Genomic DNA, 23,825 nt, shown 5'->3' with positions numbered 1-23,825 from the left:
CTTCCGCTCGGCCGCCGAGCCAGTCATGGATGCCGGCCGGGCTGGGCATGACGGTAGGGGGGCACGCCCTCAAAGCCGCAGTCGCGCCTCCAGCGCCGCGCCCGCTCCGACAGCGGCCGAGAGCTGGGCGATGCGCACGTCGAGGAAGCCTTGCGGCGCGCCGAAATCGGCGATCTCCTGCGCCGCCTCATAGGTCAGCGCGGGGGTGCTCACGGTGAAGGCGCGCACCACCGTCGCGCCGTTCAGGATCTCGACGCGGTAGGCCTCGCTCGCCTCGCCGAGCGGCACCTCGACCAGATCCCATGAATCGCCGTCCGCCCGCGTGCGGCGGGTCCAGCCCAGCGCGATGCCGGCCGGGATGCGCCGGGCGCGCGCATGCGCCGGGGCAAAGGGAAGCCGCGCCGCCGGCCCGATCGTCGCCGCAAGCTCGCTCACGGCGGCGTCGCCATGGTCGGCATCGGCCCGGCCGATGCGGTAGACGACGGCGCGCCCGAGCATGTCGAGCCCGGTCGCCACCGGCACGAGGTTCGCGTCGACGCGCATCAGCCGCGTGCCCGCCGGCCAGATGGCACCGGCCCGCGCCTCGGTGCCGAGCTGGCCGCGCAGCAGCCCGGTCAGCCGCCAGCGGCGCTCGCCGGTCAGCACCGCCTCGGTGAACTGGATCACCTCCGCCTCCCCGGAAGGGGCGATCAGCGCCAGCGCGTTCGCCCCGCCCAGCACCGCCTCCTCGCTCGCCCCGGCGACCAGCCCGCCGTCGAGCTCGATGTCGAGGCTCGTGCGGCTCCAGCACCAGGGCCGGCCCGGCGCCAGGTCGGCCAGCGTCGCGCCCATCACCGCCGGGGCCGCGAGGGTGGCGACCGGCTGGAAGCTGCCGCCGTCCACCGCCCGCCACACATTCAGGCCGCCCGGCCAGGGCGCGACGAAGGCGCCCATCCAGGCCAGCACCGCGCCGCCCTCGCCGCCCGGCAGCGCCAGCTGCAGCAGTTGCACCTGCGGCGGCCCGGCACTCGCCGGCATCTCCACCTGCGCCGGCCGCCCCACGCGCACCGCGAGGTCAAACACGGAAGGGTCGATGCCGCGCGCGCTCACCACCCGCGCCTCGCGGTCCTCGATAGCGGTGATCTCCAGGAGCCGCGCCCGCCCGTCGCGGTCGAGTTGCACGAGGTCGCCCGGCTCCAGCGCGAGGCAGGAGGGCGGCAGCGCGAAGCTGGCGCTATCCCGCCCCGCCCACATGTCCTGCAGCCACATCTCCGCCAGCCCCGCCGCGAGGCCGGGATCGGCCACCATGGCGATGTCGAGCCCGGTCTCCGCTCGCGCGCCACCGGCAAGGCGACGGGAGGCGGCGGTGGCGCGGCGGTAGTCGGCCGCCCCGTCGATGAAGCCCAGCGTGGCGCTCGCCGGCAGCTCGCCTTCCGCCGCGCGCACCAGTTGCGGCGCCGACACGCCCTCGCCGGTCACGATCTCCGCGTCGGTCAGCACCGCCCGCACCCGCCCGCCGCGCGGGCGCAGGGCCAGCGCGCCGCCGCGCTCCGTGAGGTCGAAGGCGAAGCCGCGCGCCAGCGGCTCCAGCGCCGCCCGCGCCGTCATCGGCCGGTCGATCACATAGCCGTCGACGACGCCGCGCAGCGCCGAGGTATCCAGGCCCTCGACGCCGAAATCCACCGCCAGCCGCGTCGTCAGCTCCGCCAGCGGGGCGGTGCCGAGCCGGCCGGTCAGCCAGTGCCCGCTCTCCCAGTTCGCCCCGTCCGCCCACACGTCGCGGGCGAGCGGGAACACCGGGAAGGGCCGTGCGTCCCAGGTCCAGGCATAGATCGACGCCGGGTCCACCATCCGCCCGCCCGGCAGGCCCGGCGCCGGCGGGTTCACGGCGAGCGAGCCCGCGAAGCCGGCGAGCGTCGCCTCGAGGTGCCGGCGCTGGATCAGGTCGTCCCGCCGCCCGCTGGAGAAGGGCGGCACGCCACCCTCGGCGGATTTCGGGTCGGGAAACACGCTCGGCCGGTTGGCGCCCTTGTCCACCGCCGGGCAGCCGATCTCGGTCAGGCGGATCGGCTTGGAGCCCGGCACCCAGGCCGTGGGCGAGGCGAGCCGCACCCCGCCGACGCGCTCGTGATGGGCGTTGCCCCACCACGAGGCGACGTCCTTCTGGCGGTGGATCCACGGCTCGCCATAGGCCCCATCCGTAATGGCCACGCGCGCCTGCGCGGCGCGGGCGGCCTCGTCCGCATAGTACCAGTCGAACGCCTCGCCGGCGTTCAGGTTGCCGCCGAGATAGGCGCGGTCGTAGCCGCTCTCATGGGCCGCCGCATCGAGATGGGCGTCGCCGTCGCGCCAGTCGGCGAGCGGCGGGTACCAGTCGATGCCGATGAAATCGAGCCCCGGCGCGGCCCAGAGCGGGTCGAGCGGAAACCGCACCTCCGCTCCCCCTTCCCGCACATGCGCGCCGTATTCCGTCCAGTCGGCGGCATAGCCGACCTGCGTGCCCGCGCCGACGATCGCCTTCACTTCCGCCGCCAGCTCCGCGAAGGCGCCCGCCGCCGGATAGACGCCGGGGCCCGAGCGCACGCGCGTCAGCGCCGCCATCTCCGAGCCGATGAGGATCGCCTCCACCCCGCCGGCGATCCCCGCCAGCGTCGCGTAGTGCAGCACCATGCGGCGCAGCGTCCATTCCTCCGGCCCGGAATAGACCACGCGCTGCCCCGCCACCGCATAGTCCGCCGCGCCGGCGGCGCCGAACAGCGCCGCCACCTGCGCCGCCGCCGCCGCCGTGCCGTCGGGCGAGCCGGGCCGGCCGGGCGCGGGGTGGCAGGTGATGCGCCCGCGCCAGGGATAGGCCGGCTGCGCGCCCGCCCCGCTCCACGGATCCGGCAGCGCGTTGCCGGCGGGAATGTCCATCATCACGAAGGGATAGAGCGTCACCTTGATGCCGCGCGCCTTCAGCGCGGTGATGGCCATGACGATGCTGTCGTCGGCCGGCGTGCCGCCATAGGCCGGCCGCCCGTCGTGCTGGCTGACCAGATAGGCGGAGGCGCGCGTCTCGCCCGCCGCCGTCCATTCCTTGTTCAGGCCGAAGATCTGCGTCGGCTTGTGGCGCCGCTCGACCCCGGGGCGGACCTCGCATGCCCCCGCCCGCAGGTCGGTGCCGAACCAGGAGACCACCAGCGCCACCCGCTCGAGGTTCGGACAGCTCGCCAGCAGCTGGTCCAGCGCGGCGGAGAAGTCGCTGGGATGGGTCGTCACATGCCGGCTTTCGGGCTGGTAGACGCCCGGCCGGTCGACCCGCACCACCTCGCGCGGCTCGTAGCCGAACTCGGTCGCGCCGGGGATCATCGTCACCGCCCGGAGCTGGTTCTCCAGCTCCCCGACGGCCCGCTCCACCTCGATGGAGATCTGCGGCAGGCGGTTGCCGAAGCCCGCCAGCGGCAGCCGCTCGAACACCAAATAGGCGAGCCCGCGATAGGCCGGCGCCCCCGGCGCGCGCGCCTCGATCAGCGGGTCGGGCAGCTGGTCCTCGCCGCCGCGGTGCAGCCGCACGGCAAGCCGCGTGGTGTCGAGCAGCCGCCCGTCCGCCCAGATGCGGCCGATACGCGTCACCGGCCCCTCGCACAGCCCCACCGCGAAGCTGCCGAAATAGCGGTAGGTCGTCGTGGTGACGCCCCCGGCGAGCTCGCCGCCCTTGCCGCCGGCCGATTGCGTCTGGGTCGAGACCACCTCCTCCACCGGCGCCGCCCAGATCACCTGCCCCGACAGTCGCGCCCGGCCGTAGAGGCGCGGCATGGCCGCCCCCTCGGTCGAGGTCATGGTGCCGAATTCGGTCAGGCGCGGCCCCTCGCTGCGCCGGCCGGGGGTCAGCACCATGGAATCGATCGCCGCCCCGCCGAGCGCGCCGAGCGCCCGCCCGGCCATCGCCCCGAGCGGCCCGAACAGCGCCCCGCCGATGGTTCCGCCCAGCGCGCCGAGAACAAGTGTGGCCATGGAAGCTCCCGATCAAATGGCGGACAAGACGCCGCCGGTGAGTGAAGACATTTGATCTTGCAGAGCCCGGATCACGCCGGATGAACCCGGACGGGGCCGGACAAAGTACCGTGGGCATTGGCTTCCGGTGACCTCGGCGTGGCGGGCGGGCGCGGTGGGCGATTTTGCAGAGCCGTACCAAATCGGCGCGGCGGGACACATGGTCTTGCAGAAAGGGCCCCCGTCGCGTCCCCGCTCTTAGCCATCGCTAAAACACCTCTTAAACGGCCCAGCCGCGCCTGTCGCCGGGCGTGCGACGTTATAGACCAAAGACGGCGGCGCCGGGCAGTTGAACGCTGGATGGTCCGCAGATACCACTAAACAACCTCAGCGTGCTTGCCGATACAATAAACACCAGCACGAGCCTCAGGCCCGGTCTTTCCTGACATCAGCTTGAGGCGGGGCGAGCAATTCCTTCCTCAGCTGCACGGCCATCAGCTTGACCATTGCCATACGCTCGGCCGGGTCCGAGGACGCCGCCGCGATTTCCTCGTATTTCTCAGCGCTAAGACGGCCTAAATCAACGGGCGACAGCGAGATTGCAAGTTCGCGGTAAAGCCGAGCGATCGAGTCGACCACGCGCCCCATAAGCTCGCGGTCAATGGCCGTTTCCACGCTCTCGCGATCGATGGGCGTGTCGGCGAGACGCATCGGGCCAATTCCCGTCAGTATCCAGCCCGGATTAAAGCCGAGCCCGGCAATCGCTAGAAGCGTGGTGCCATTCGGGGGGTTATTGCCGGCCTCGATGTTCTGCCACGTGCCCTTACCTCCCCCGATCTTCTCGGACATTGCCGTTTGGCTCAGGCCGAGCGATTCGCGGATGAGCTTCAGCCGCCCCCTGATTTCGTCATGTGGCACAGCCGGCCTCCTGAGCTGTGCCATGGAGGCGTGTCCACTGGCAGGGACGGCACGACCAATTTTTTCTGTATCCAATCAATAATTTAGAGCGACCAAGCCGGCGACCAATCGACCTGTGGCTTGTGCCATATTTTTTTCTGTTCCTTTGACCAATTTTTTCGGTATTCTTCATCCCGAACCGTACTAAGTGCCTTCCGAAAAACCCGGCCTGTCCCGCCGGGCTTTCCAAGGATCGATGATGGCCATCCGCGAAGCAAACGGCCGGTGGACTGTGACCGTTCTCTCCAACGGTGACTGGCACCCGGAAGAGATCAAGGCCGCTGTTCGCATGCGGGGTTCCAGCTTCGAGAAGCTGTCCCGCGACAACAGGTTATCCGAGGGCGCCTGCCGTGTCGCCGCCCGCCGCCCTCATTTTGAAGGCGAGAGGGCCATCGCCGCCTTTCTCGACCTCTCCCCCCGAAAAATCTGGCCGAGCCGCTACCGCAAGAACGGCTCGCGCATACCCGGACACCGCAACCGTCGTGACGTTAGGAGCGGCGAAGCGGCTTGTCAGCGTCTAATCGAGAGAGCCGCCTAGACATGCGCGACGTGCAGTCCATCAAACTCGCCGACATCATCGTCACCGACCGCCTGCGGGCGATCGACGAGGACCGCGCCCTTCTCCTCGCCGCCAACATGAAGGAAGAGGGGCTGAACGTACCGATCGAGGTACGTCCCGCACCGAAGAAGCCCGGCAAGTTCGTCCTCGTGACGGGCGGTCACCGGCATGCCGGCGCGACGGTCCTCGGCTGGACCGAGATCGACGCCGTCGTGCTCGACCTCAACCCCGACCGGGCGCGCCTGCGCGAGATTGACGAAAACCTCTACCGCGCCGATCTGTCCGAACTCGATCGGGCGGTGTTCCTTGCCGAGAAGAAGCGCCTCTACGAGAAGCTGAACCCGCAGACGAAGCACGGTGGCGACCGGCGATCGGATCAAGCCGCCATTTTTGGCGACTTGGTGCCGCGCTTCTCAGAGGAGGCGTGCGAGCGGCTCGGCATGTCGGAGCGCTCGCTCCAGCGGACCCTTGCTCGCGCGGCGCTGGAACCGGAGGTGCGCGCCCGCATCGCGGGCACGCCGATGGCGAACAAGGGCTCGGACCTCGACGCCCTGCTGAAGCTGGCACCGGAGCAGCGAATGCCGGCTCTCGACCTGCTGTTCGGTCAGGCCGACGACGCCCCTCTGGGCCGTTCGCGGTAAGAGAGCTTCAAGAGCCTCTTACCGACCCCTTAAGCGGGACTTTTGCCCCCATTATGATTGGTGCAGGATCAAGTGTCCCGTGCTGCAGATTCAAAAGTCGCGCTTCAGCCGGCTCCCTCTCCCCGCCGGGAGAGGGTTGGAATGAGGGGCTTCCGCCGCCTCCCCTCACCCGTCGCTGCGCGACGACCTGTCCCCGCCGGCGAGAGATCAAGGAAAGCATCGCTTCCGCCCGCCTGCGGAGTATCCGGGAAGGCGGCAGGAGGATGAACACCGTCATGGCCGGGCCTGTCCCGGCCATCCACGCCTTCCCCGGCCGGAGGCCGCGCATGCCGGCGTGCCCTCACGCCCCCGGAAAGGCGAACGCAAAGGCCAGCCGCCGACGCCACCAGGGCGCGAGGAACACCTCCGCCACCGCCGCCCCGTCATGGGCGTGCACCATGCGCTCCCGCGTCACCAGCACCGCCGCGTGCTTGGCGGGAAACCCCTCGCGCCAGCGGAACAGCAGCACGTCGCCCGGCGCGGCGTCTTCCGGCGCCACCGCGCGCATGTGCCGGCCGGCCGCCTGCGCCATCTGCTCGGCCTTCGTCGCCTCGGCCCAGTCGGGCGCGTAGGGCGGCAGCGGCTGCGGCTCCGGGCCGATCGCCGCCCGCCACACCCCGCGCACCAGGCCGAGGCAGTCCGCGCCCTGCCCCTTCAGCGAGGCGCGATGCAGATAGGGCGTGCCGATCCAGCCGCGCGCCTCGGCGACGATGCGCGCGCGCAAGGCATCCCCCTCGCTCGTCTCGCCCCCGCCCATCTCGCGCCCGCCCATGTCACTTCCCATGTCACTGCCCTCCCGGCACGGCGATGCGCAGCACCGCGTCATTGCCCGGCATGTGCGGGAAGCCGCGGAAATTCAGGCTGTTGGCGAAGCGGTCGCGGCAGGTCTCGAAGCGCTTGTCGCAGCCCGCGCTCACGGTGAAGGCGTCGCCCACCGCCATCGGCTCGGGCGGGCGCTGCCACAGCTCCAGCCGCACCCCGCCGGCCGTGCCGTGCGTCTTCACCTCGGTGACGAAGCCCTGATTGGCGCCGGAGGTGAAGGCGAGCCGGCCCTGCGTGAACCAGCCGGCGGCATGGGCTTCCAGCCCGGCCGCCACCACCAGCCCCGGCCCCTCCACCGCCGCCACCGTGCCGGCGCCGGCATAGGCGGGCGAGGCCAGCGCCACCTTGCAGCGCACATCGCCGAGATCGGCGTCGCAGCCCGAGGTGAACAGCCGCCCGCGCACCACGTTGAGCTGGTTCGCCTGTCCGCGCAGCTCGGCGGTGAAGCTCCCGCCCTCGCGCCGCACCTCGCCGAGGCTCGCCCGCCGCAACAGCAGGAAATGCGCCGGGGCCGACCAGTCGGCGAGGATCAGCTCGATCCGCGCTCCGTCATAGCGGCCGGCGTCGAGATCGGCCTCGTCGATCAGCTCGGAGGTCAGCGCCGCCGACATCTCGCCCCCGCCCACCGCGAAGCCGAGCGCGGCCGCGTCCTCGCTGCCGCTCGCGCCGCTGGCGGAGCGGAAGCCCGTGCCGTCGACGAACAGGTCCTCGTCATGTTCGGTCAGGCCAATCACGGCCCCGTCGCGGCGGGTGATGCGCCAGCAGCGCGCCAGCGTCGTCACCCCGCCGGCCAGAGACGCGGCAAGCGGCGCGGGAATATCCCTCATCGGCAGTTCCTCATGGTTCGATCCGCCCTTCCCGGCAGGCGTCACCCTTCCGCCCCGTCCGGTCTCCGTCCTGACCGGCACACCGGCATCCCGAGATGCCCGACCCTCTCGGCCGCCCCTTCGTCTCGGGATCGGGATGCGTCGAATTCCCGCTTCGAAGATGCAGCCCCCTCCGGCACACCCCTCTCGACCACCACCTCCGCCCCTCGGCACGCCGTCATCCTGAGGCGCCCGGCCAGCGATCCGGCCTCGAAGGAGGCTCGCCCCGACGCCACGGTCCCATCCTTCGAGGCCGCCTGCGGCGGCACCTCAGGATGACGGTGCTCCGCCCCTCAGATCCGTATTTCCAGGATCGGGATGCGCGGGATCTCCCCCGCCTCGAAGGCGGTGAGGTTCACCTCCAGAAAATCCGTGTCGAAGCGTACCGGCACGTCGAACAGGAAGCCGGCGGTGACGCTCGCCCCGGCGGGCGGCGCATGGCCGGCAAGGAAGCTCACCGCGCCACTGGTCGGGTCCGCCGTGAAATGCGCGCCGGCCGTGCGCTCGGCTCCATTGACAGCAACCCGCACGGAGCCGGCCACCGGCTTGGCGACGGGCCGCACATAGGGCGCGTGCGCCCCGCCATAGGTCTTGGCCAGCGCGAAGACCATGCGCGCGCCGTCGCCGATGCCGATGGGCTGGTCGAACGGGGTGGGCGCGGAGCCCGGCGCGGCGGAGGAATGGTCCAGCCGGTCGCGCCAGCGGAAGCCGTGGAGCCGCCCGCGCCGTTCCTCGAAGAAGGCGACCACGCCTGAAAGCTGCGCCAGCGACTTCACCCCATAGCCGGCGTCCCAGCGCCGGCGCGAATGGGCGAGCCGCGTGTTGCGCTCCTCGCGGCCGGTCAGCGTGGTGACGATCTCCGTCGCCCGCTCCGGCCCGCCCGCCGCGCCCAGCGCGATGTCGAGCGGGAACAGCGTCTCGTGAAAACCCGGCATGTCGGCCACCCGCAATTCTGGGAGATGGATCGAAATCTCGAGGCGCGCGAGGAAGGGCGCCATGGCGAAGGCGCCCCGGCGATCGCTCACAGGGCATCCCGGTCCATGCCGGGACTTCCGCATCATGTATCGGTGGCCGCTTCAGCACTGGCTCAGGCCGCCAACAAGAAGGGTGGGAAAAGGTAGCTCAGAGGCTCCTTTCCCCGCGCGCCACCGCGCGGGCCACCAGCCCGGCCAGATAGGCGTCGGAGCGGCGGAAGGCGCTCGGGTCCGGCGTGGCGACGTTCACCGTCACGCTGACGCCGCGCCGCCCGCCGCCCGCCGCGACGCCGAGCCGGCCGTCCGGGCCGCGTTGCAGCGGCAGGATCGCCTCGGCCCCGCTCTCGCCCATCAGGCCGAGATTGCCGCCGGCCATCGGGAAATAGGTCGGCGCCGCCACCACCCCGCCCTGCGCGAAAGGCAGCACGCGCCCGCCGGCCAACGCCCCGCCGCTGGCGAAGCCCAGCGCGCCGCCGATATTTCCCAGCCCGCCGCCCACAAGGCCCTGCAGCAGGCCGGCGAGCCCCTGCTCGAGCGGCTTGAAGGCGATGTCCAGCGCCAGCGAGGACAACCGCGACGCCAGCGAGCGCAGCACGTCGTCCGCCTCGCGCCCCTTCACCGCCGCGCCGATCAGCGCGTCGCCGAGCGAGCGCCCGAACCCCTTCGCCAGCCGCTCCGCCTCGCCGATCTCGCGCCGGAAGGCGCTGGTGTCGGCGTCGATCTCCACCGTCAGGGAATCGTCCGAAAAACCGTCAGCCATGTCGTGCCCGCCGCTGGAGTGATGTCATGATCGCCCGCACACCCACGCGAACCGGAAGCGCCCGCCGACGAGCGGCCGGTGCCGCCCCTTTGCGCGCACCGAACGGCCCATCGCCGCGCGCCAGAACGCCCGTTAAGGACGGACCCGCGCCGTTCTGTCCCGGCGCGGAACCGGGTGCCCCGAGCGCCGGCGCCGCCCTCCCGGGGCCGTCGCGCCCCCGCGTCGACTCCCTCTCCCCGTCGGGGAGAGGGTTGGGGTGAGGGGTCTTCGAGGCTCGGTGAGAGTCTTCGATACGCCGCAAGCGTGCGCCCCTCACCCGCCGCTATGCGGCGTGGCGCGACGACCTCTCCTGTGGGAGAGGTCGAAGCAACCGCTACCACCCGGCGGGCGCCCACCCGTTCCCCCGATCTGCCCGGCCCGCCCCGCGTCCCGGACAAGCGGCGCCGCGCGCCGTGCCGATCCGGGACCCAGGAGAAACTCTTCGGCCGTCTCCCCCGCACGCATACAGAGTGCCCCACGGTCTCGGAGGTGAGGCGCCAGTTTGCGGAAGCCGTCTCCCCGCCGCACGCGCAGACCGCCCCCCCACGCGCGCCCGCCCGCCGGGGCTCGCTCCCCCTCAATCGGGGAACCGCGCCATCAGCGCGGCGAGGCTCGCGCGGTCGAGCGGCGCGTGGGCCGGGCCGGTCTCCCGGCCGATGGCCGCCGCCAGCTCGCGCGGCGTCAGCCGCCAGAAGGCCTCGGAGGACAGCCGCAGGCGGCCGAAGCCGAACGCCATCGCCGCCTCCCACGGAAACGCCCGGACCGCATCCGATCCGCGCTCCCGCGAAGTCCCGCTCAACGCCCCGCCGGCCCGAAAGGGCGGCCGTCCTCCGCCGCCCCTCCCTCGCCGGCGACATCGGTGCCGGCGACATCCGCCGCGCCCGGCGGGGAGACGGCACGCCCCGCCCCTTCCCCCGCCGCGCCGAAGGTGGCGGCGATCAGCTCGCCGACGATCCGCGCGAAGCCGGCCGCGCCGCCCGGCGTGGTCATGCGCGCCACCTCGTCCTCGGTGACGCTCTCGCCCGCCCCGCACAGGCCGGCCGCCACGATGCGGATGGCGTCGCGCGCCGCGAGCCGCCCGCGGGCGAAGCGCTCGGTCAGCGCCACCAGATCCTGCGCCCCGAAGGCGTCCTCCAGCTCGGCCAGCGCGCCGAGCGTGAGCACGAGGGTGCACGTCCGCCCGTCGAGTTCGGCCGAAATCTCGCCGCGATGCCGGTTCGCCATCGTCGTCCTCACAGCGCCGCGAAGGTGATCTCGCCCGCGCTCTCCAGCGCGATGTCGAACGTCACCTCGCGGTCGTGCTCGGCGGCGATCTCCAGCGCGGTGATCTGGAACGGTCCCTCGATGGCGCCGAAATCCGGCACCACGATCTGCGCCTGGCGGATCGTCCCGTCGAAGAAGCTCTGGCGGATCAGCGCGTCCGAGGCGGCGTCCTTGAACACCCCCGAGCCCGCCACCGCCGCCCGCTTCACCCCGGCCCCGGCGAGCAGCTCGCGCCAGCGCCCGGCGCTCTCGGCGTGGGTCACGTCGACCGGCTCGGTGTTGAAGGCGATCTGCCGCGAGCGCAGCCCCGCCACGCTCGCATAGGCCGTTCCGTCGTGGATCTTCAGCAGGAGATCCTTGCCCTTCTGCGCCGCCATCGGCTCGATCCTTTCCTTGCAGGGGCTCGCGCCCGTCGGTATTCAGAGACGGTTAACCGCGATGGGGTAGATTGCCTCCCATGCGGTGCCCGGATGCGCCGCGCGGGCGTTGACAGGCTGGTTCAGCAAACGCCGCCAAGTCGCTTCATCTTCAGATTCAGATTCACGCAGATTCCCGAGTCGCCGGAGTCGCTTGCGGCCAGTTCCTCACACATCGGGAAAACCTCAATCGGTTTCCGTCACCGCGCGAAACCGCAGCAGCGCGCGGTAGCTGCGTCCTCCCGGCTCGCGCCGGATCTCGGCGCTGGAAAAGCGCAGATTCACCAGCCGGTGGCCCGGCAGCTCGAGCGCCGCGTCGTGCAGCGCCTGCTGCACCAGATGGGCGAGCGCGTGCACCTCCCCGTGCCCGCCCTGGCGCGACCAGACGGCGAGCGTCATCCGGTGCTCCTCCCCGCTCTCGGTGGCGGTGGACCAGTCGGTCACCTGCGCCTCGCCGAGCGTCACATAGGGGAAGTCCGGCGCGCCCGGCGGCACGTCGTGCACCCGCCCGCCGCCCAGCGCGGCGGTCAGCGCCGCGTCCCCCGACAGCGCCGCATGGATCGCCCGGCGCAGCGCCACCGCCGCACCCATTGCCCCGCTCATCGGCGCCACCTCCCGTTCGGCCGCGCGGCCCGCCGCGCCGCCAGACCGGCCAGCCTGTCGCGCAGCGCTTCCAGTCCCCTCAGGCGGATCGCGAACCTCACGGCGTCTCCTCCCGGCAGTCGCAGACGAGCCGCCGCCCCCGCCCCTCGGGATCGCTCACCGCCTCCACCAGGAAGCGCCGCGCGCCCAGCCGCAGCCGGTCGCCCGGCTGCACCGTCGCCGGCGCCCGCAGGCTCACCCGGTGGCTCAGCACCGCGCCGGGCCGGTCGGCGATCTCCGCCGGCGCGGCGCTGGTCTCGATCGCGCCCCACAGCGCGTCCACGGCAAGGAAGGCGCGCGTCACCCCACCCATGCCGTCCGCCGTCTCCACCGGCGTCTCGTGCACCAGCCGGTGCCGCAGCGCCCCCGTGCCCGTGCCCATGCCCCCGCCCGGCGCGCTCATAGCCGCGTCACCCGGAAGGGCGCGACCAGCGCGTCGAGCCGGGCGGGAAAGGCCGCCCCCGGCCCCGGCACGTCGCGGTGCTCGTAGAAATGCGCCAGCACCACCCGCACCGCCTCGACCAGCGGCGAGGGCACGTGGTCGGCGCTCGCGCCATGCCCGGCCACGATGTCGATGGCGATGCCCGCCAGCGCCCGCCCCGGCGCCGGCACGCCGCCGCGCCCCACCCGGATCAGCCCGGGCAGCCGCGCCGTGTCGGCGGTGAAGGCGTCGGCCGGCACCGCCACCTCGGCGCCGCCGGCATCCACCACATGGACGGCGAGAATCTCCCGCAGCGGGTTCACCGGCACGGGGATCAGCCCGCTCGCCGGCCAGGCGTCGCGCACGATCCGCCAGTTCTGGTCGATCAGCGCCCGCCGCGTCAGCGCCTCCACGGTCGCCCGCGCGGCGGTGATCAGCGAGGCGATCAGCGCATCCTCGGCGTCGTGGTCGACGCGCAGATAGGTCTTGGCCTCGGCGAGCGTGATCGGCTCGGCCGCCGGCCCGGCGAGAAGGATCGCGGGCATGGATGCTCCTGCAATATGTCTGGAAGGCCCGCCCCACACGGCGACGTCATGGCCGGACGTGATCCGGCCATCCACGCGGTGCCGCCTGGACGCGCCTGGCAAAAAGACATGGATGCCCGGGTCAAGCCCGGGCATGACGTCGTTCATGCGGGTGCCGATTGACGTCGCGCTCGGCCGCCGCCACAACGGCGGCGCCCACACCCGGAATCTCCGATGCGCCGCCTCATCCTCTCCGCCCTCGCCGCCTTCGTCTTCACTGTGCCCGCCCACGCCATCGTCGGCGGGCGCCCGGCGGATCCGGCGCTGAAGGCGGAAACGGCGATGATCGTCTCGACGCGCGGCGCCTCCTGCACCGGCGTGGTGCTGGCGCCGAATGCGCTGCTCACCGCCGCCCATTGCGTGCAGCCGGCGGCGGATTACGCGGTGGTGGTGTTCGAGTCCGGCGGCGCGCCGCGGCTGGTCCCCGTCACCCGCATCGCCCTGCACCCGGCCTATGATCCGAATTCCTTCGAGACCCGGCGCCCGACGCCGGACCTCGCCGTGGTTCGCCTCGCCGAAGGGCTGCCGTCGAGCTTCCGCCCGGCCGCGCTCTCCGACCAGCCGGCCCTGCCGGCCCGGCGCACCGCCTTCACCATCGCCGGCTTCGGCGTGACGAAGGACGGCGACGGCAAGTCGGCCGGCACGCTGCGCAGCGTCGATCTGCCCAGCATCGGCACCACCGGCGGCATCATGGTCCGTCTGTCCGACGGCGCGGCCAAGGGCGGCTGCACCGGCGACAGCGGCGGCCCGGTGCTGCTCGACGGCGTGGTCGCCGGCATCATCGGCTGGTCCACGGCGGCTGGCGGCGCGCGCGGCTGCGGCGGCGTCACCGGCGCCACCCTCGTCGGCCCGCAGCGCGCCTGGATCGACGCCACCGCGCGCGGCATGGGCCGCTGAAGCGGCGCCCGCGCGGCGTCGACGCAACCCTCACCAAGCGCCCCGCGCCGGTCCGGCTCACCGCCTCCCGGTTCCCCGGCCCGCGCCGGTCCGGCCTGTCGAAAACTCCCGGCCGCTCCATCGTGGGGCAAGTCCCCGCTTCCCCGTCTGCACGGCCAACTCATTGCACATGCGCAATGTCGTCAGCGCCATAACACAACTGGCAATGCAGATGGGCCGAGCCTAGCTTCTCCTCATGAAAACGGCGCGGCCACAACGACCCGCCTCCACTCTTCAGGAGAAGTCACCATGAACAAGATCCTCCTCGCCGCCGTCGCGCTGGCCACCTTCGGTTCCGTCGCCGCCCAGGCGGATGGCGGTCGCGATCCCAGCCTCTACGGCCGTCCGGCCGTGACGCAGATCGTCGAAGGCCGCAACGCCGCTGTCGCCGTCCCCACCGTCTCCGACGCCTACATCAAGGCCTCGGTCGCGCAGGATGCCCGCAGCAATCGCTGATCCCTTCCGACAACCCTTCCCGACAATCCGGCGCCCCCATGAGAGCGAGCGCCGGTCCCCGACAGGAGATTCCATCATGAACAAGATCGTTCTTGCCGCCGTCGCGCTGGCCACCCTCGGTTCCGTTGCCGCCCAGGCGGATGGCGGTCGCGATCCCAGCCTCTACGGCCGTCCGGCCGTGACGCAGATCGTCGAAGGCCGCAACGCCGCGGTCGCCGTCCCCACCGTCTCCGACGCCTACATCAAGGCCTCGGTCGCGCAGGACGCCCGCAGCAACCGCTGATCCCGCATGACTGGCCGTCTTGAAAGGGGCGCCCTTCCGGGCGCCCCTTTTCTTTGCGCCGCGCTCTCCCGCGCCGGCGCGGTCAGGCCGCGAACTTCAGCAGCTTGATGGCGTCGAAGTCCTGCACGCCGCCGCCCACGCGCTTCGTCGTGTAGAACAGCACATAGGGCTTGGCCGAATAGGGATCGCGCAGCACCCTCACCCCGGCCCGGTCCACCACCAGATAGCCGCGCCGGAAGTCGCCGAAGGCGATGGAAAGGCTGCCCGCGCCGATCTCCGGCACGTCCTCCGCCTCATGGACGGGGAAGCCGAGCAGGCTCGGCTGCGCCCCCGGCGCGGTCGGCGGCGCCCACAGATACTGGCCGTTCTCGTCCTTCAGCTTGCGCACCGCCCCTTGCGTGCGCCGGCTCATCACGAAGCTGCCGTTCTGGCGGTAGCCGGCCTTCACCGCATAGACGAGGTCGACCAGCGGATCGGCCGGGCCGGCGGCGGGGAAGTCGCCGGCCGCCCCGGTGGCGATGAAGCCGAGCTTGCCCCATTCCCAGGCGTTCTCCGCCACCGTGTCATAGGCGAGGAAGCCCTTCGGCCGGGCGATCCCGTCGCCGGTCACGAAGGCGGTGCCCTCCTGGCTCGCGAAGGCCGCCTCCACCTCGATGGCGAGCCATTCGTCGATATTCACCGCCGAATCGTCGAGCAGCGTCTGCGTCGCCGCCGGCATGGCGTAGAGTTCCATGGCCGGGAAGGCGATCTCGTCCAGCACCGGGCTCGCGGTCTGCGCCCGCGCCGCCGTTTCCGCCACCCAGCCGACCGCCGGGCCGGAGGTCATGAACGGCTTCTTGTAGGTGCCGGCGGAGATGGTGCGCACATCGGCGATGGCGCGGATCGGCGAGAGCGCGGTCAGGCGCTTGCCAATCTCGCGCTCGGTCTCCTGCGGCACGGTATAGCCGCCGTCCGCGCCGATGCCGGCGGAGAGCGCCTTGGCCTCCAGCCGCTTGAGCCCGGCCGCCTCGCCGGTGCGCACATAGGCGTCGAACGCCGCCTTGTGCTCGCGGGCGGCCAGATCGCTCACAAAGCCGGTCGCGAGATCGCCGCCGCCCAGCGCCGGGCGGCGGGCCTTGAGCGTCAGCTCGTCGATCAGCGCCTTCTGCGTGTCGAGGGCGGCGTTGATGCGCTCCACCTTGTCGGCGGTCACCGCGTCGACGCAGCGCCGCTCCAGCTCGCCGAGCCGCTGGTCGTTGGCGTCCTTGAACGCCTCGAAGGCGCCCATGAACTCCTCGAACGCCGCCGCGACCTCCGGGCCGGCGACGGACTTCACTTCAGGGGCGGAATGGCTGAGATCCATGTTGCTCATGTCCATGTTCGATATGACGAAAGAGCACCGTCATCCCCGGGCCTGGCCCGGGGATCCACGCCTTCATCGGCAAGGTCATGGATGCCCGGAACAAGTCCGGGCATGACGGTCCGAAAAGGCCGCTAGGCCATCGCCGGCCGCAGCCCCGGCAGGGCGCGCAGGCGCCGGGCGCCGCGGCGGATGGCGGCGGCGAGCGGGGCGTGCTTCACGCCGGCGATGCGGGCGTCCGGCTGCATGGGAAAGGTCACCACCGACACCTCCCACAGATCGATGCGCGAGAGCCGCCGTACCCGCGTGCGCGGGTCGGTGCGCCCTTCCACCGCGCGGAAGCCGATGGAGAGCCCGTCGATCGCCCCCGCCCGCATCAGCGCCAGCACGTCGCGGGCGCGGGCGACGTCCAGCGTCAGCCGGCCGCGCACATGCAGCCCCACGCCGTCCTCGCGCAGCGACAGCCAGGTGCCGATCGGCTCGGCCGGATCATGCTGGAACAGCATGCGCACCCCCGGCGCGCCGCGCTCGGCGAGCGAGCGGGAGAACGCGCCGGGCAGGATCAGGTCGCGGCCGAGATCGACCCGGCCGAACAGCGCCGCATAGCCCTCGAAGCTGCCGTCCGGCTCGATCCGCGCCAGCGCACCGGGCTGCGCCTTGGTCTGGATCGGCGCGGCGGGATGGGTCCACCCGTTCATGCGCCCTCCCCGTCGCCGCGCGGGCGGCGGGTGGCGGCGGCGCGCTCCAGCCGGCCGAGCGTGCGACCGAACCGGCGAAACACCTGCGGCGCGTCGCCGGCCCGGCTCGACACCGGCAGGCGGCCGCGCACCCCATGGAAACCGCCGGGATGGAAACCGCCGGGCAGCAAGGCCCGGATGCGGGGCGTGGATGTCATTCCTCGTCTCCGAAATCGCCGAACAGGGCGTTGAAGCGCGCGATCTCGCGCACGAAGTCGTCGAAGCGGCGCACCGCGCGGCCAAGTTCGCGCAGCGCCAGCGCCGCCAGCGCCGAGGCGCCCAGCGCCCACATCAGCAGCGCGAGATGGGCGAGGTCCGCCTTGGCCGCGAATGCCTCGATGAGGGTGTTCATGGATCGCCTCCACACAGATCGCCGTCATCCCTGGGCCTGACCCGGGGATCCACGCCTTCATCGGCCGAGGCGTGGATGCCCGGATCACGTCCGGGCATGACGTCGTGTGTTTCCTAGTCCGCCGCCCCGTAGCCCACCGCCTGGCGCTTCTCCTCGTCGGTGAGGAAGTCCGCCTCGCTCACCCGGCGCCACAGCGCCTCGCGCTCGAAGCTCAGCGCCGCGATGGCGTCGAGATCCGGCTCCAGCGCCAGCCGCGCCTCGCCGAAGGCGGGGGCGAGCCAGCCGGCCAGCTCCTGCCCCAGCCGGCGCGCCAGCGGCAGCACGGTCTGGCGCCAGAGCACCCGGCTCGCCTCGGCGTAGTTGGCATAGGTGGCGTCGCCGGGAATGCCGATCAGCATCGGCGGCACGCCGAAGGCGAGCGCGATCTCCCGCGCCGCCGCGTTGCGCGCCTCGAGGAAATCCATGTCCTTGGGCGAGAGCGAGAGCGGGCGCCAGTCCAGCCCGCCCTCCAGCAGCAGCGGCCGCCCGGCATTGGCGCTGCCGGAGAAGTTCTGCTCCAGCTCCTCCTTCAGCCGGTCGAACTGCTCGTCGGAGAGGTTGCCCGCCCCGCCATAGACCAGCGCCCCGGAAGGCCGCGCCGCGTTGTCGATCAGCGCCTTGTTCCAGGCGCCGGCGGCGTTGTGCAGGTCCAGCGCCACCTGCGCCGCCTCCAGCGGCGGGGCGCCGTAATGGTCGTCGAGCGGGTGGAACAGCGCGATGTGCAGGATCGGCGCAACGGGCGCCCCACCCCCGTCTTCCGGCGCGAAGCGCACGCTGCGCCCGCCCGCCGTGTATTCATAGGCCTGCGCCCAGCCGTCCGCGCCGGGCACCACCCGCATGCGGTCGGGGCGCAGCACGTGCAGCTCGCGCAGCTCACCGCCCAGCGCCACCGCCTCGACATAGGCGTTGCCGGCGATCATCAGATGCGCCGCCAGCGCCTCCATCAGCCCGGTGCCGGAAAGGCGCGGGTTGGGGCGCGCCAGCAGTTCGGCGAGCGGATGCGCCTCGCTCTCCCGTCCGCCCTCCATCAGGGTGAAGCGCACCTCGCCCGCCGCCTGCGCGACGAGCCGCACGCAGCGATGCGCCACGGCGTTGCGCAGATAGCCCTCGCGCGCCAGCCCGGCATAGTCGCGCGGCGTCCATTGCGGCCGGTGTCCGGCGAGCAGCGCCACCAGCGCCTGCGTGCGCGAGGCCTTGGCCTCCGGCGGCGCCGCCGGCCGGCGGAATGAGAAGAGCTTCATGAGGACTCCTGAAATAGGTCGTCATCCCGGCCGCAGGCGAAGCCGAAGAGCCGGGATCGCTCTCCGTTCTGGTCGCGATCCCGGATCGGTCCTGCGGACCGTCCGGGATGACGTCTGGACATTCACACCCGCCGCACCCGTGGCGCGGCCTCCCGCGGCCCCAGCGCCAGCGCCGTCACCGCCCAGACCAGCGCGTCCAGCCGGTCGGGCGAGCGCCCGTTCGACAGGCCCTCGGGGCCGAAATCGCACATCTCGTCCTCCAGCGCCGGAAAGGCGCCGGCATGACGCACCCGGCCCTGCTCGTAGAGCGCGGCCACCGGCTCGGCGCGCAGCCATTTGCCGCGCGTCGCCCGCACCTCGCTCACCGGCACGGCGGGGTCGATCCCGGCGAGGATGGTCTTCACCATCTCCCCGCCCTGGTTCACCTCCACCACCACCCGGTCGGCCTCCAGCCGGTGGAACAGCCCCACCGCCCGGCCGCCCCAGCCGATGGGCGTCAGCCCCTGCGCGCTCTCGTCGCCGAGCACGTGCACCATGCCGTCGCGGTCGATCCCCGCCGCCACGATCCCGCAGGCGTCGGCGTGCTTGCGCGAGGAGGCCGGCGGGTCCACCGCCACCACCACACGCTCCATTTGGCGGACGAGCTCCGGCGCCGCGCCTTCCCGCGCCGCCTCGATCGCCGCGCGGTTCCACAGCGCGTCCGGCCGGTCCTCGATCAGCTCGCCGTCCAGCTCCTGCCGGCCAAGCCGCGTGCCGGCATAGCGGCCGACCACCGTCTCCAGAAAGGTCGGCGCCAGATGCGCCGCGTTGGACGCCGTGCCCATCCGCGTCACCGCCGTGCGCGGATCGGCGATCAGCGCGCGGATCAGCGGGTTCGGGCGCGGCGTCGTGGTCGCCATCTGGCGCGGGCGGCGGCCCAGCCGCAGCCCGAATTGCAGCATGTCGAACGCCGCCTGCGCGTAGCGCCACTTGGCCAGCTCGTCGCACCAGGCGGCATGGAATTGCGGCCCGCGCAGGCTTTCCGGGTCGTCCGCCGAAAAGCCCTGCGCCACCGCCCCGTTCGGCCATTCGAGGCGCCGGCGCGTCGGTTCCCAGCTCGGCCGCTCGTGGCGCGGATGCACGCTGAGCAGGCCGGAGACGCCCTCCACCATCACCTCGCGCAGGTCGGCGAGGCTTTCCGCCACCAGCGCGATGCGCCCGGCCGGCGGCCCGGCCCGGCCGAACACCAGCGCCCGCACCCACTCGGCGCCGGCGCGGGTCTTGCCGGCCCCGCGCCCGCCCAGCACCAGCCAGGTCAGCCAGTCGCCGCCGCCCTGCGCCGCGCGCGGCGGCTGCTGCGCCGGCCGGCCGATCAGCGGCCAGTGGTGCAGCAGCCATTCCGCCGTTCCCGGCGGCAGCGCGGCGATGGCCTCAGGGAGCCTCCCCTGCCGCCAGCACACGTTCAAGAGTTTCGCCAAGCTCGCGTCGGAAGGCGTCGGCGTCACGGCTGGCGTCATCCTCGTCCCCGTCCGGCCCGTTGGTCTCCAGCGCCGACAATTCGCGCAGCGAGCGCACGAGCACCGCCAGCGTGCGCGCCGCGCGCTCGGTCTCGGCCACGCCGTCGGTCACGCGCTCGCAGCCCGCGCGGGCGATCAGCCGCTCGATGGCGGCGATCTCCGCCTCGATCCGTCGCACCAGCCGGGCGATCAGCTCGCCGCGCGGCAGCTTGTCCCGCCCCGCGACCGGCGTCCCCGCCGTCTCTCCGCCCGAAGCCTCGCCACCGGAAACCTTGCCGCCCGAAACCTCGCCGCCCAAAGCCTCCGGCACGCCGGCGGCCAACGCGGAAAAATCCGGCGCAGCGACGCCCGGCTGAACCGAAGCCGCCTCCGTCAAAGGCCCCGCCGGCACCGGCGCCTGCCCGGCGACGGCCGACGGCACCCGGCCGTCGAGAAGGCGCGAGCGCCATCCCTTGTGCCGGGCGTGGCGATAGAGTGTCGTCTTGTGAATGCCGAGCAGCACCGCGATGCTCTCGACCGGCACGTTGGTCTCCTCATAGAGCTGCCGCGCCTCGATGAGCGCCGCCGGCGAGAGGTTCCGTCCACTCGGAGCGATGCGACTACCTGCCGACATGCCACCTCCCCGTATGAGGCTGGAAACAAAAAAGCCGGCCCGAAGGCCGGCCCCGGCGCGCCCGTCGGACAGCGCCGCCAATCCCTATGCCCCGCACAGGAAGGCCGCCCGGCCTCTCGACGCATTTGTGGAGCATGACGAAAACCTACCCCGGCAGCGTCACGCTGTCAAGGACTATTTTCCTATAATAGGATTTCTTGGCCATAGCCGGAGCTGCAAGCGCGATATCCCGCCAAAGCCACCCGTGCGGACGCCCTTCACAAGCAACCTTTCCGCCTCTCGCGGTCGTAGCCGGGCCCATCCCGGCCATCCACGCCTCCGACCCGGCGGAACGTCTGAATGCCCGGCCCAAGGCCGGGCATGACGGTGCACGGGGACGGCTCCCATCCGGTATGGGCGGCGCATCGCCCCATCGGCCGCGCGCCGCCGTGTCCCGGACAAGCGGCACGGCGTGCAGCGCCGATCCGGGACCCAGGAAAGACTCTTCGGCCATGACCCCGCCCCACGCCGCGCATTGCCCCGGCCGGCGCCTTCATATATCCCTTCGGATATACCTTTGAGCACGTCCCCATGCCCCTGCCCCGCCTGATCCCCGCCCTGCCGGTCCTTCTCGCGCTGCTCGCCGTCCCGGCGGCGGCGCGCGATCCGGTGATGCTCGTGGGACCGGCGCCGGGACAGGAGGTCGCCCTGCCGCTCGACGCGCTGCACGCCCTGCCGGCCGAGACTCGGGAGGTCGCCTTCCTCACCTCCAAGGGCGAGGAAAAGGCGCGCTACACCGGCACGCGGCTGTGGGACCTGCTCGCCGGCCACGGCTTCGTCGATCCGGCGAACCATCCGGCGCTGCTGCGCACCCTCGTCGTCGTCACCGCCGGCGACGGCTACACGCTCGTGCTGGCGGCGGCCGACCTCGCGCCGGAGCTGGGCGACACGCCCGTGCTCCTCGCCTATGCGCGCGAGGGCGAGGCCCGCGCCGCCGACCGCCTTCCGCGCCTCATCGTGCCGGGCGACCGGCGCGGGGCGCGCAACGTCTTCGACATCGCGCGGATTTCCGTCCGCGTGCTCGATCCCATCCCACAGGAGAAAACGCCATGAAGCTCAGCGCCCGCAACATCGTCCCCGGCACCGTCCTCAAGGTCACCAAGGGCGCCACCACCTCGCATGTGCGCATCGACATCGGCGGCGGTCAGGTCATCACCTCCTCCATCACCAACGAGGCGGTGGACGAGCTCGGCCTGAAGGAGGGCGGCAAGGCCTATGCCGTCATCAAGGCTTCCGACGTCATGATCGCCGTCGACTGAGGGGAGGCCGGCATCGTCCGTCTCAACGAGATCAGGGACGGCGAGGTCGCCGTCGACCCGCCGGCCGCGCGCGACGCCGGCCTCGTCTTCATCGGCCGCATCCGCACGCCGTGGACCTCGCGGCTGGAGACCCCGCGCCTCGGCCGGCCGGACGGGCCGCTCTGCCATGTCGAGATCTTCGAGCCGTGGCAGCGGGCGCTGGCCGGCATCGAGGCCTATGCGCGGATCGAGGTGCTGTACTGGATGCACCTGTCGCGCCGCGACCTCGTGCTGCAAAGCCCCGCCAATGACGGCGAGCTGCACGGCACGTTCTCGCTGCGCGCGCCGGTGCGGCCCAACCCCATCGGTACCGCCATCGCCCGCCTCATCAGCATCGACGGCGACGGCGTGCTGCTGGTGCGCGGGCTCGACTGCGTCGACGGCACCCCGCTCCTCGACCTGAAGCCCGATCGCGCCCTCTTCACCCCCATCGCCCCCGAGCAGCCCGGCGACTGGCAGGTGGGGGAGTGAGCCCGCCGCTCACTGCCGCTCCAGCGTCCCCATCCCGAAGCCGTTCAGATCCTCGATCGTCACCGCCTCCGCCCGCCCGTCCGGGCCGAGCGCGAAGCTGACGCCGACCGGCATGTTCGGCAGCTCCGGCGTCGGCGTGTAGGTGAAGACGTCGCGGTTGAAATGGGTGAGCGTGAAGCGCGCCTTCCCCTCCGGCCCCAGCCGAAGTTCCAGCCCGTCGTCTGCCACCGCCACCTCGGCCGCGCCGACATAGGCGTTGGCGTAGCGCCCGGCATAGGCGGCGGGCGGCGCCGCCGGCAGCGGGTCCGGGCGCGGCGCGTAGCGCTTCTGCGCCGCCGCCACCGCCGGGCCGAACAACCCCTCATAGCCGGCGTTCCACGGGCCGATCCAGTCCTTCTCCAGCCGGCCGTCGAAGGCGAGGTCGAGGAAATTGTCGGCCAGCCCCTCCGGCACGCCGGTCGGGAAGGCGTTGGCCAGCACCACGATGCCGATCTTCGCCTCGGGGTAGATCGTCACCAGCGTGCGCGCGCCGACGCTGAACGCCCCGGCATGGCCCCAGCTCAGCCCGTGCCGGCCGAACTCGACGTTCCAGCCGAGCGCGTAGAAGGAGGCGGCGCCCGTCACCGGGTTGTTGCCCCGCGCCATCACCGGCTGGTGGGTGGCGGCCAGCGCCTCCGGCGCGATCAGCCGCCTGCCGTCGAAAGTGCCGCCGGCGAGCTCCAGCCGCAGCCAGCGTGCCAGGTCGCGCGCGTTCGAGGAGACCCCGCCCGCCGGCGCCTGCGCGTCCGGCTCGCGCTTCAGCTTCGCCGCCCAGCGGCCGATACCGCCGATATGCAGCGCGGCGCGGTTGTCGCGGGCGATGAAATCGGCGTAGCGCGCGGAGGTCGAGCCCATGCCGAGCGGCCCGAACAGTTTCTCCCGCGCCACCTCCTCCCACGGCTTGCCGGTCGGCGCGGCGGCGGCGAGGGCCCCGGCGGTGTAGCCGAAATTCGAATAGGAATAGCCCGCCCGGAAGCTCGACGAGGGCGGCACCAGCCGCAGCCGCTCGAGGATCGTCGCGCGGTCGTAGCCGAGCGCCTCCAGCTCGTTGCCGGCGTCGCCCGGCAGCCCCGAGCGGTGGGCGAGCAGGTCGCGCACCGTCACCTGCTGGCTGGGATAGGCATCGTGGAGCTGGAAAGCCGGGTCGAGCGCGGCGACGGTGTCGTCCCAGTCCGCCACGCCCTCGCTCACCAGCGCCGCGACGATGGTGGCGGAGATCGGCTTGGAGAAGGAGGCGAGCTGGAACACCGTGTCCGCGTCCACCGCGCCGGGCCGGCCCGCCTCGCGCAGGCCGTAGCCCTTGAGGAACACCACCTCGTCCTCGTGGACGATGGCGATGGAAAGCCCCGGCACCTGCCCGTCCGCCACCGCCCTGGCGGCCATGACGTCGAGCTGCGGCAGCGCCGCCTGGATCCGCTCGCGGGAGACGCCCTGCGCCGCGGCGGGCACGGCCAGCAGCGCGAGGCTGATCAGGGTGGACGCGAGAAGAGCGGGCGCAAGCAAGGTGGACGCGAGCAAGGCGGGCGCGCGAAGGACGCGCGCAGGGCCGCCG

27 protein-coding genes and 1 pseudogene are annotated in these 23,825 nt (G+C 72.4%); 8 read left to right on the top strand and 20 right to left on the bottom strand.

Annotated features, from left to right (window positions below; genetic code table 11):
- Nucleotides 1-69: 69 nt before the first annotated feature.
- Together STARVERO_RS03245 and STARVERO_RS03240 are read right to left on the bottom strand one after the other, a co-directional pair.
- On the bottom strand, nt 70-3,972 hold the full coding sequence (locus STARVERO_RS03245; protein WP_159597891.1) for a baseplate multidomain protein megatron: 3,903 nt from the start codon (nt 3,970-3,972) through the stop codon (nt 70-72).
- 405 nt (nt 3,973-4,377) lie between these two features.
- A complete protein-coding gene (locus STARVERO_RS03240; protein ID WP_159597890.1) occupies nt 4,378-4,893 on the bottom strand; it encodes a helix-turn-helix domain-containing protein in 516 nt (171 codons plus the stop codon).
- Between the two features lie 214 nt (nt 4,894-5,107).
- Here STARVERO_RS03240 and STARVERO_RS03235 point away from each other — a divergent pair, with 214 nt between their 5' ends.
- Both STARVERO_RS03235 and STARVERO_RS03230 read left to right on the top strand, forming a co-directional pair.
- Entirely contained in the window at nt 5,108-5,446 is a 339-nt protein-coding gene (locus STARVERO_RS03235) for a helix-turn-helix domain-containing protein (RefSeq protein ID WP_159597889.1), read from the top strand.
- Between the two features lie 2 nt (nt 5,447-5,448).
- Nucleotides 5,449-6,108, top strand: coding sequence for a ParB N-terminal domain-containing protein (locus STARVERO_RS03230; RefSeq protein ID WP_159597888.1), 660 nt, complete (start codon nt 5,449-5,451; stop codon nt 6,106-6,108).
- Between the two features lie 340 nt (nt 6,109-6,448).
- On the opposite strand, the gene STARVERO_RS03225 is transcribed toward STARVERO_RS03230, so the two are convergent.
- The 10 genes and pseudogenes from STARVERO_RS03225 to STARVERO_RS03180 all read right to left on the bottom strand — a co-directional run bounded on the left by STARVERO_RS03225 (nt 6,449) and on the right by STARVERO_RS03180 (nt 12,895).
- Entirely contained in the window at nt 6,449-6,904 is a 456-nt protein-coding gene (locus tag STARVERO_RS03225; RefSeq protein ID WP_159601554.1) for an NlpC/P60 family protein, read from the bottom strand.
- Between the two features lie 28 nt (nt 6,905-6,932).
- A complete protein-coding gene (locus tag STARVERO_RS03220; RefSeq protein ID WP_159597887.1) occupies nt 6,933-7,796 on the bottom strand; it encodes a DUF2163 domain-containing protein in 864 nt (287 codons plus the stop codon).
- A 332-nt stretch (nt 7,797-8,128) separates the two neighbouring features.
- Nucleotides 8,129-8,770 (bottom strand): DUF2460 domain-containing protein, encoded by a 642-nt coding sequence (locus STARVERO_RS03215; protein ID WP_159601552.1) that lies wholly within the window; start codon nt 8,768-8,770, stop codon nt 8,129-8,131.
- 187 nt (nt 8,771-8,957) lie between these two features.
- Nucleotides 8,958-9,569: a phage tail tape measure protein gene (locus STARVERO_RS03210; RefSeq protein WP_159597886.1), complete on the bottom strand. Its 612-nt coding sequence runs from the start codon at nt 9,567-9,569 to the stop codon at nt 8,958-8,960.
- Nucleotides 9,570-10,185: 616 nt separating this feature from the next.
- Nucleotides 10,186-10,407 (bottom strand): rcc01693 family protein, encoded by a 222-nt coding sequence (locus STARVERO_RS03205; protein ID WP_280178111.1) that lies wholly within the window; start codon nt 10,405-10,407, stop codon nt 10,186-10,188.
- 95 nt (nt 10,408-10,502) lie between these two features.
- Nucleotides 10,503-10,832: pseudogene (locus STARVERO_RS03200) on the bottom strand (gene transfer agent family protein); the annotation flags it as partial.
- A gap of 8 nt (nt 10,833-10,840) precedes the next feature.
- A complete protein-coding gene (locus STARVERO_RS03195) occupies nt 10,841-11,248 on the bottom strand; it encodes a phage major tail protein, TP901-1 family (RefSeq protein WP_144343146.1) in 408 nt (135 codons plus the stop codon).
- 225 nt (nt 11,249-11,473) lie between these two features.
- Nucleotides 11,474-11,890, bottom strand: a complete 417-nt coding sequence (locus STARVERO_RS03190) for a DUF3168 domain-containing protein (protein WP_244616536.1) — start codon at nt 11,888-11,890, stop codon at nt 11,474-11,476.
- A 97-nt stretch (nt 11,891-11,987) separates the two neighbouring features.
- On the bottom strand, nt 11,988-12,332 hold the full coding sequence (locus tag STARVERO_RS03185; protein ID WP_244616534.1) for a head-tail adaptor protein: 345 nt from the start codon (nt 12,330-12,332) through the stop codon (nt 11,988-11,990).
- Nucleotides 12,329-12,895, bottom strand: a complete 567-nt coding sequence (locus STARVERO_RS03180) for a head-tail connector protein (protein ID WP_159597884.1) — start codon at nt 12,893-12,895, stop codon at nt 12,329-12,331. The genes STARVERO_RS03185 and STARVERO_RS03180 overlap by 4 nt, the downstream gene beginning before the upstream one ends.
- A gap of 213 nt (nt 12,896-13,108) precedes the next feature.
- Here STARVERO_RS03180 and STARVERO_RS03175 point away from each other — a divergent pair, with 213 nt between their 5' ends.
- The 3 genes from STARVERO_RS03175 to STARVERO_RS03165 all read left to right on the top strand — a co-directional run bounded on the left by STARVERO_RS03175 (nt 13,109) and on the right by STARVERO_RS03165 (nt 14,609).
- Nucleotides 13,109-13,831 (top strand): S1 family peptidase, encoded by a 723-nt coding sequence (locus STARVERO_RS03175; RefSeq protein WP_159597883.1) that lies wholly within the window; start codon nt 13,109-13,111, stop codon nt 13,829-13,831.
- Nucleotides 13,832-14,119: 288 nt separating this feature from the next.
- Entirely contained in the window at nt 14,120-14,326 is a 207-nt protein-coding gene (locus tag STARVERO_RS03170; protein WP_159597882.1) for a hypothetical protein, read from the top strand.
- Between the two features lie 76 nt (nt 14,327-14,402).
- Complete coding sequence (locus tag STARVERO_RS03165) at nt 14,403-14,609, top strand: hypothetical protein (protein WP_159597881.1); 207 nt, start codon at nt 14,403-14,405, stop codon at nt 14,607-14,609.
- Between the two features lie 82 nt (nt 14,610-14,691).
- On the opposite strand, the gene STARVERO_RS03160 is transcribed toward STARVERO_RS03165, so the two are convergent.
- The 7 genes from STARVERO_RS03160 to STARVERO_RS23450 form a co-directional block, all read right to left on the bottom strand.
- Nucleotides 14,692-15,951, bottom strand: a complete 1,260-nt coding sequence (locus tag STARVERO_RS03160; protein WP_159601546.1) for a phage major capsid protein — start codon at nt 15,949-15,951, stop codon at nt 14,692-14,694.
- A 131-nt stretch (nt 15,952-16,082) separates the two neighbouring features.
- Complete coding sequence (locus tag STARVERO_RS03155) at nt 16,083-16,646, bottom strand: HK97 family phage prohead protease (RefSeq protein ID WP_144343151.1); 564 nt, start codon at nt 16,644-16,646, stop codon at nt 16,083-16,085.
- On the bottom strand, nt 16,643-16,843 hold the full coding sequence (locus STARVERO_RS03150) for a hypothetical protein (RefSeq protein ID WP_159597880.1): 201 nt from the start codon (nt 16,841-16,843) through the stop codon (nt 16,643-16,645). Before STARVERO_RS03150 ends, STARVERO_RS03155 begins: the two co-directional genes overlap by 4 nt.
- A complete protein-coding gene (locus STARVERO_RS03145; protein ID WP_144343153.1) occupies nt 16,840-17,037 on the bottom strand; it encodes a hypothetical protein in 198 nt (65 codons plus the stop codon). Before STARVERO_RS03145 ends, STARVERO_RS03150 begins: the two co-directional genes overlap by 4 nt.
- Before the next feature lie 113 nt (nt 17,038-17,150).
- Nucleotides 17,151-18,317, bottom strand: coding sequence for a phage portal protein (locus STARVERO_RS03140; RefSeq protein ID WP_159597879.1), 1,167 nt, complete (start codon nt 18,315-18,317; stop codon nt 17,151-17,153).
- Between the two features lie 122 nt (nt 18,318-18,439).
- Nucleotides 18,440-19,762, bottom strand: coding sequence for a DNA-packaging protein (locus STARVERO_RS03135; protein ID WP_159601544.1), 1,323 nt, complete (start codon nt 19,760-19,762; stop codon nt 18,440-18,442).
- Nucleotides 19,728-20,426 carry a helix-turn-helix domain-containing protein gene (locus STARVERO_RS23450; RefSeq protein ID WP_244616532.1) on the bottom strand — a complete coding sequence of 233 codons (699 nt, stop codon included), beginning with the start codon at nt 20,424-20,426 and terminating at the stop codon, nt 19,728-19,730. Before STARVERO_RS23450 ends, STARVERO_RS03135 begins: the two co-directional genes overlap by 35 nt.
- Nucleotides 20,427-20,996: 570 nt before the next feature.
- On the opposite strand from STARVERO_RS23450, the gene STARVERO_RS03125 reads away from it, so the two are divergent.
- The 3 genes from STARVERO_RS03125 to STARVERO_RS03115 are packed head-to-tail and all read left to right on the top strand — an operon-like array spanning nt 20,997 to nt 22,234.
- A complete protein-coding gene (locus STARVERO_RS03125; protein WP_159597878.1) occupies nt 20,997-21,518 on the top strand; it encodes a molybdopterin-binding protein in 522 nt (173 codons plus the stop codon).
- Nucleotides 21,515-21,724 (top strand): TOBE domain-containing protein, encoded by a 210-nt coding sequence (locus tag STARVERO_RS03120; protein WP_144343156.1) that lies wholly within the window; start codon nt 21,515-21,517, stop codon nt 21,722-21,724. The genes STARVERO_RS03125 and STARVERO_RS03120 overlap by 4 nt, the downstream gene beginning before the upstream one ends.
- Nucleotides 21,725-21,736: 12 nt before the next feature.
- Nucleotides 21,737-22,234 (top strand): SAM-dependent methyltransferase, encoded by a 498-nt coding sequence (locus STARVERO_RS03115; RefSeq protein WP_159601542.1) that lies wholly within the window; start codon nt 21,737-21,739, stop codon nt 22,232-22,234.
- A 9-nt stretch (nt 22,235-22,243) separates the two neighbouring features.
- On the opposite strand, the gene STARVERO_RS03110 is transcribed toward STARVERO_RS03115, so the two are convergent.
- On the bottom strand, nt 22,244-23,791 hold the full coding sequence (locus STARVERO_RS03110) for a serine hydrolase (protein ID WP_422802120.1): 1,548 nt from the start codon (nt 23,789-23,791) through the stop codon (nt 22,244-22,246).
- Nucleotides 23,792-23,825 lie beyond the last annotated feature (34 nt).

It is taken from the genome of Starkeya nomas (genome assembly GCF_902703545.1).
GTDB lineage: Bacteria > Pseudomonadota > Alphaproteobacteria > Rhizobiales > Xanthobacteraceae > Ancylobacter > Ancylobacter moscoviensis.
This window is presented reverse-complemented; position numbering and strand designations above follow the sequence as displayed.

What these genes read in the sequence shown, in the direction of transcription:
- STARVERO_RS03245 (WP_159597891.1), bottom strand. Translation starts at nt 3,972, where the DNA reads ATGGCCACACTTGTTCTCGGCGCGCTGGGCGGAACCATCGGCGGGGCG.
- STARVERO_RS03240 (WP_159597890.1), bottom strand. Translation starts at nt 4,893, where the DNA reads ATGGCACAGCTCAGGAGGCCGGCTGTGCCACATGACGAAATCAGGGGG.
- STARVERO_RS03235 (WP_159597889.1), top strand. Translation starts at nt 5,108, where the DNA reads ATGGCCATCCGCGAAGCAAACGGCCGGTGGACTGTGACCGTTCTCTCC.
- STARVERO_RS03230 (WP_159597888.1), top strand. Translation starts at nt 5,449, where the DNA reads ATGCGCGACGTGCAGTCCATCAAACTCGCCGACATCATCGTCACCGAC.
- STARVERO_RS03225 (WP_159601554.1), bottom strand. Translation starts at nt 6,904, where the DNA reads ATGGGCGGGGGCGAGACGAGCGAGGGGGATGCCTTGCGCGCGCGCATC.
- STARVERO_RS03220 (WP_159597887.1), bottom strand. Translation starts at nt 7,796, where the DNA reads ATGAGGGATATTCCCGCGCCGCTTGCCGCGTCTCTGGCCGGCGGGGTG.
- STARVERO_RS03215 (WP_159601552.1), bottom strand. Translation starts at nt 8,770, where the DNA reads ATGCCGGGTTTTCACGAGACGCTGTTCCCGCTCGACATCGCGCTGGGC.
- STARVERO_RS03210 (WP_159597886.1), bottom strand. Translation starts at nt 9,569, where the DNA reads ATGGCTGACGGTTTTTCGGACGATTCCCTGACGGTGGAGATCGACGCC.
- STARVERO_RS03195 (WP_144343146.1), bottom strand. Translation starts at nt 11,248, where the DNA reads ATGGCGGCGCAGAAGGGCAAGGATCTCCTGCTGAAGATCCACGACGGA.
- STARVERO_RS03190 (WP_244616536.1), bottom strand. Translation starts at nt 11,890, where the DNA reads ATGAGCGGGGCAATGGGTGCGGCGGTGGCGCTGCGCCGGGCGATCCAT.
- STARVERO_RS03185 (WP_244616534.1), bottom strand. Translation starts at nt 12,332, where the DNA reads ATGAGCGCGCCGGGCGGGGGCATGGGCACGGGCACGGGGGCGCTGCGG.
- STARVERO_RS03180 (WP_159597884.1), bottom strand. Translation starts at nt 12,895, where the DNA reads ATGCCCGCGATCCTTCTCGCCGGGCCGGCGGCCGAGCCGATCACGCTC.
- STARVERO_RS03175 (WP_159597883.1), top strand. Translation starts at nt 13,109, where the DNA reads ATGCGCCGCCTCATCCTCTCCGCCCTCGCCGCCTTCGTCTTCACTGTG.
- STARVERO_RS03170 (WP_159597882.1), top strand. Translation starts at nt 14,120, where the DNA reads ATGAACAAGATCCTCCTCGCCGCCGTCGCGCTGGCCACCTTCGGTTCC.
- STARVERO_RS03165 (WP_159597881.1), top strand. Translation starts at nt 14,403, where the DNA reads ATGAACAAGATCGTTCTTGCCGCCGTCGCGCTGGCCACCCTCGGTTCC.
- STARVERO_RS03160 (WP_159601546.1), bottom strand. Translation starts at nt 15,951, where the DNA reads ATGGATCTCAGCCATTCCGCCCCTGAAGTGAAGTCCGTCGCCGGCCCG.
- STARVERO_RS03155 (WP_144343151.1), bottom strand. Translation starts at nt 16,646, where the DNA reads ATGAACGGGTGGACCCATCCCGCCGCGCCGATCCAGACCAAGGCGCAG.
- STARVERO_RS03150 (WP_159597880.1), bottom strand. Translation starts at nt 16,843, where the DNA reads ATGACATCCACGCCCCGCATCCGGGCCTTGCTGCCCGGCGGTTTCCAT.
- STARVERO_RS03145 (WP_144343153.1), bottom strand. Translation starts at nt 17,037, where the DNA reads ATGAACACCCTCATCGAGGCATTCGCGGCCAAGGCGGACCTCGCCCAT.
- STARVERO_RS03140 (WP_159597879.1), bottom strand. Translation starts at nt 18,317, where the DNA reads ATGAAGCTCTTCTCATTCCGCCGGCCGGCGGCGCCGCCGGAGGCCAAG.
- STARVERO_RS23450 (WP_244616532.1), bottom strand. Translation starts at nt 20,426, where the DNA reads ATGTCGGCAGGTAGTCGCATCGCTCCGAGTGGACGGAACCTCTCGCCG.
- STARVERO_RS03125 (WP_159597878.1), top strand. Translation starts at nt 20,997, where the DNA reads ATGCCCCTGCCCCGCCTGATCCCCGCCCTGCCGGTCCTTCTCGCGCTG.
- STARVERO_RS03120 (WP_144343156.1), top strand. Translation starts at nt 21,515, where the DNA reads ATGAAGCTCAGCGCCCGCAACATCGTCCCCGGCACCGTCCTCAAGGTC.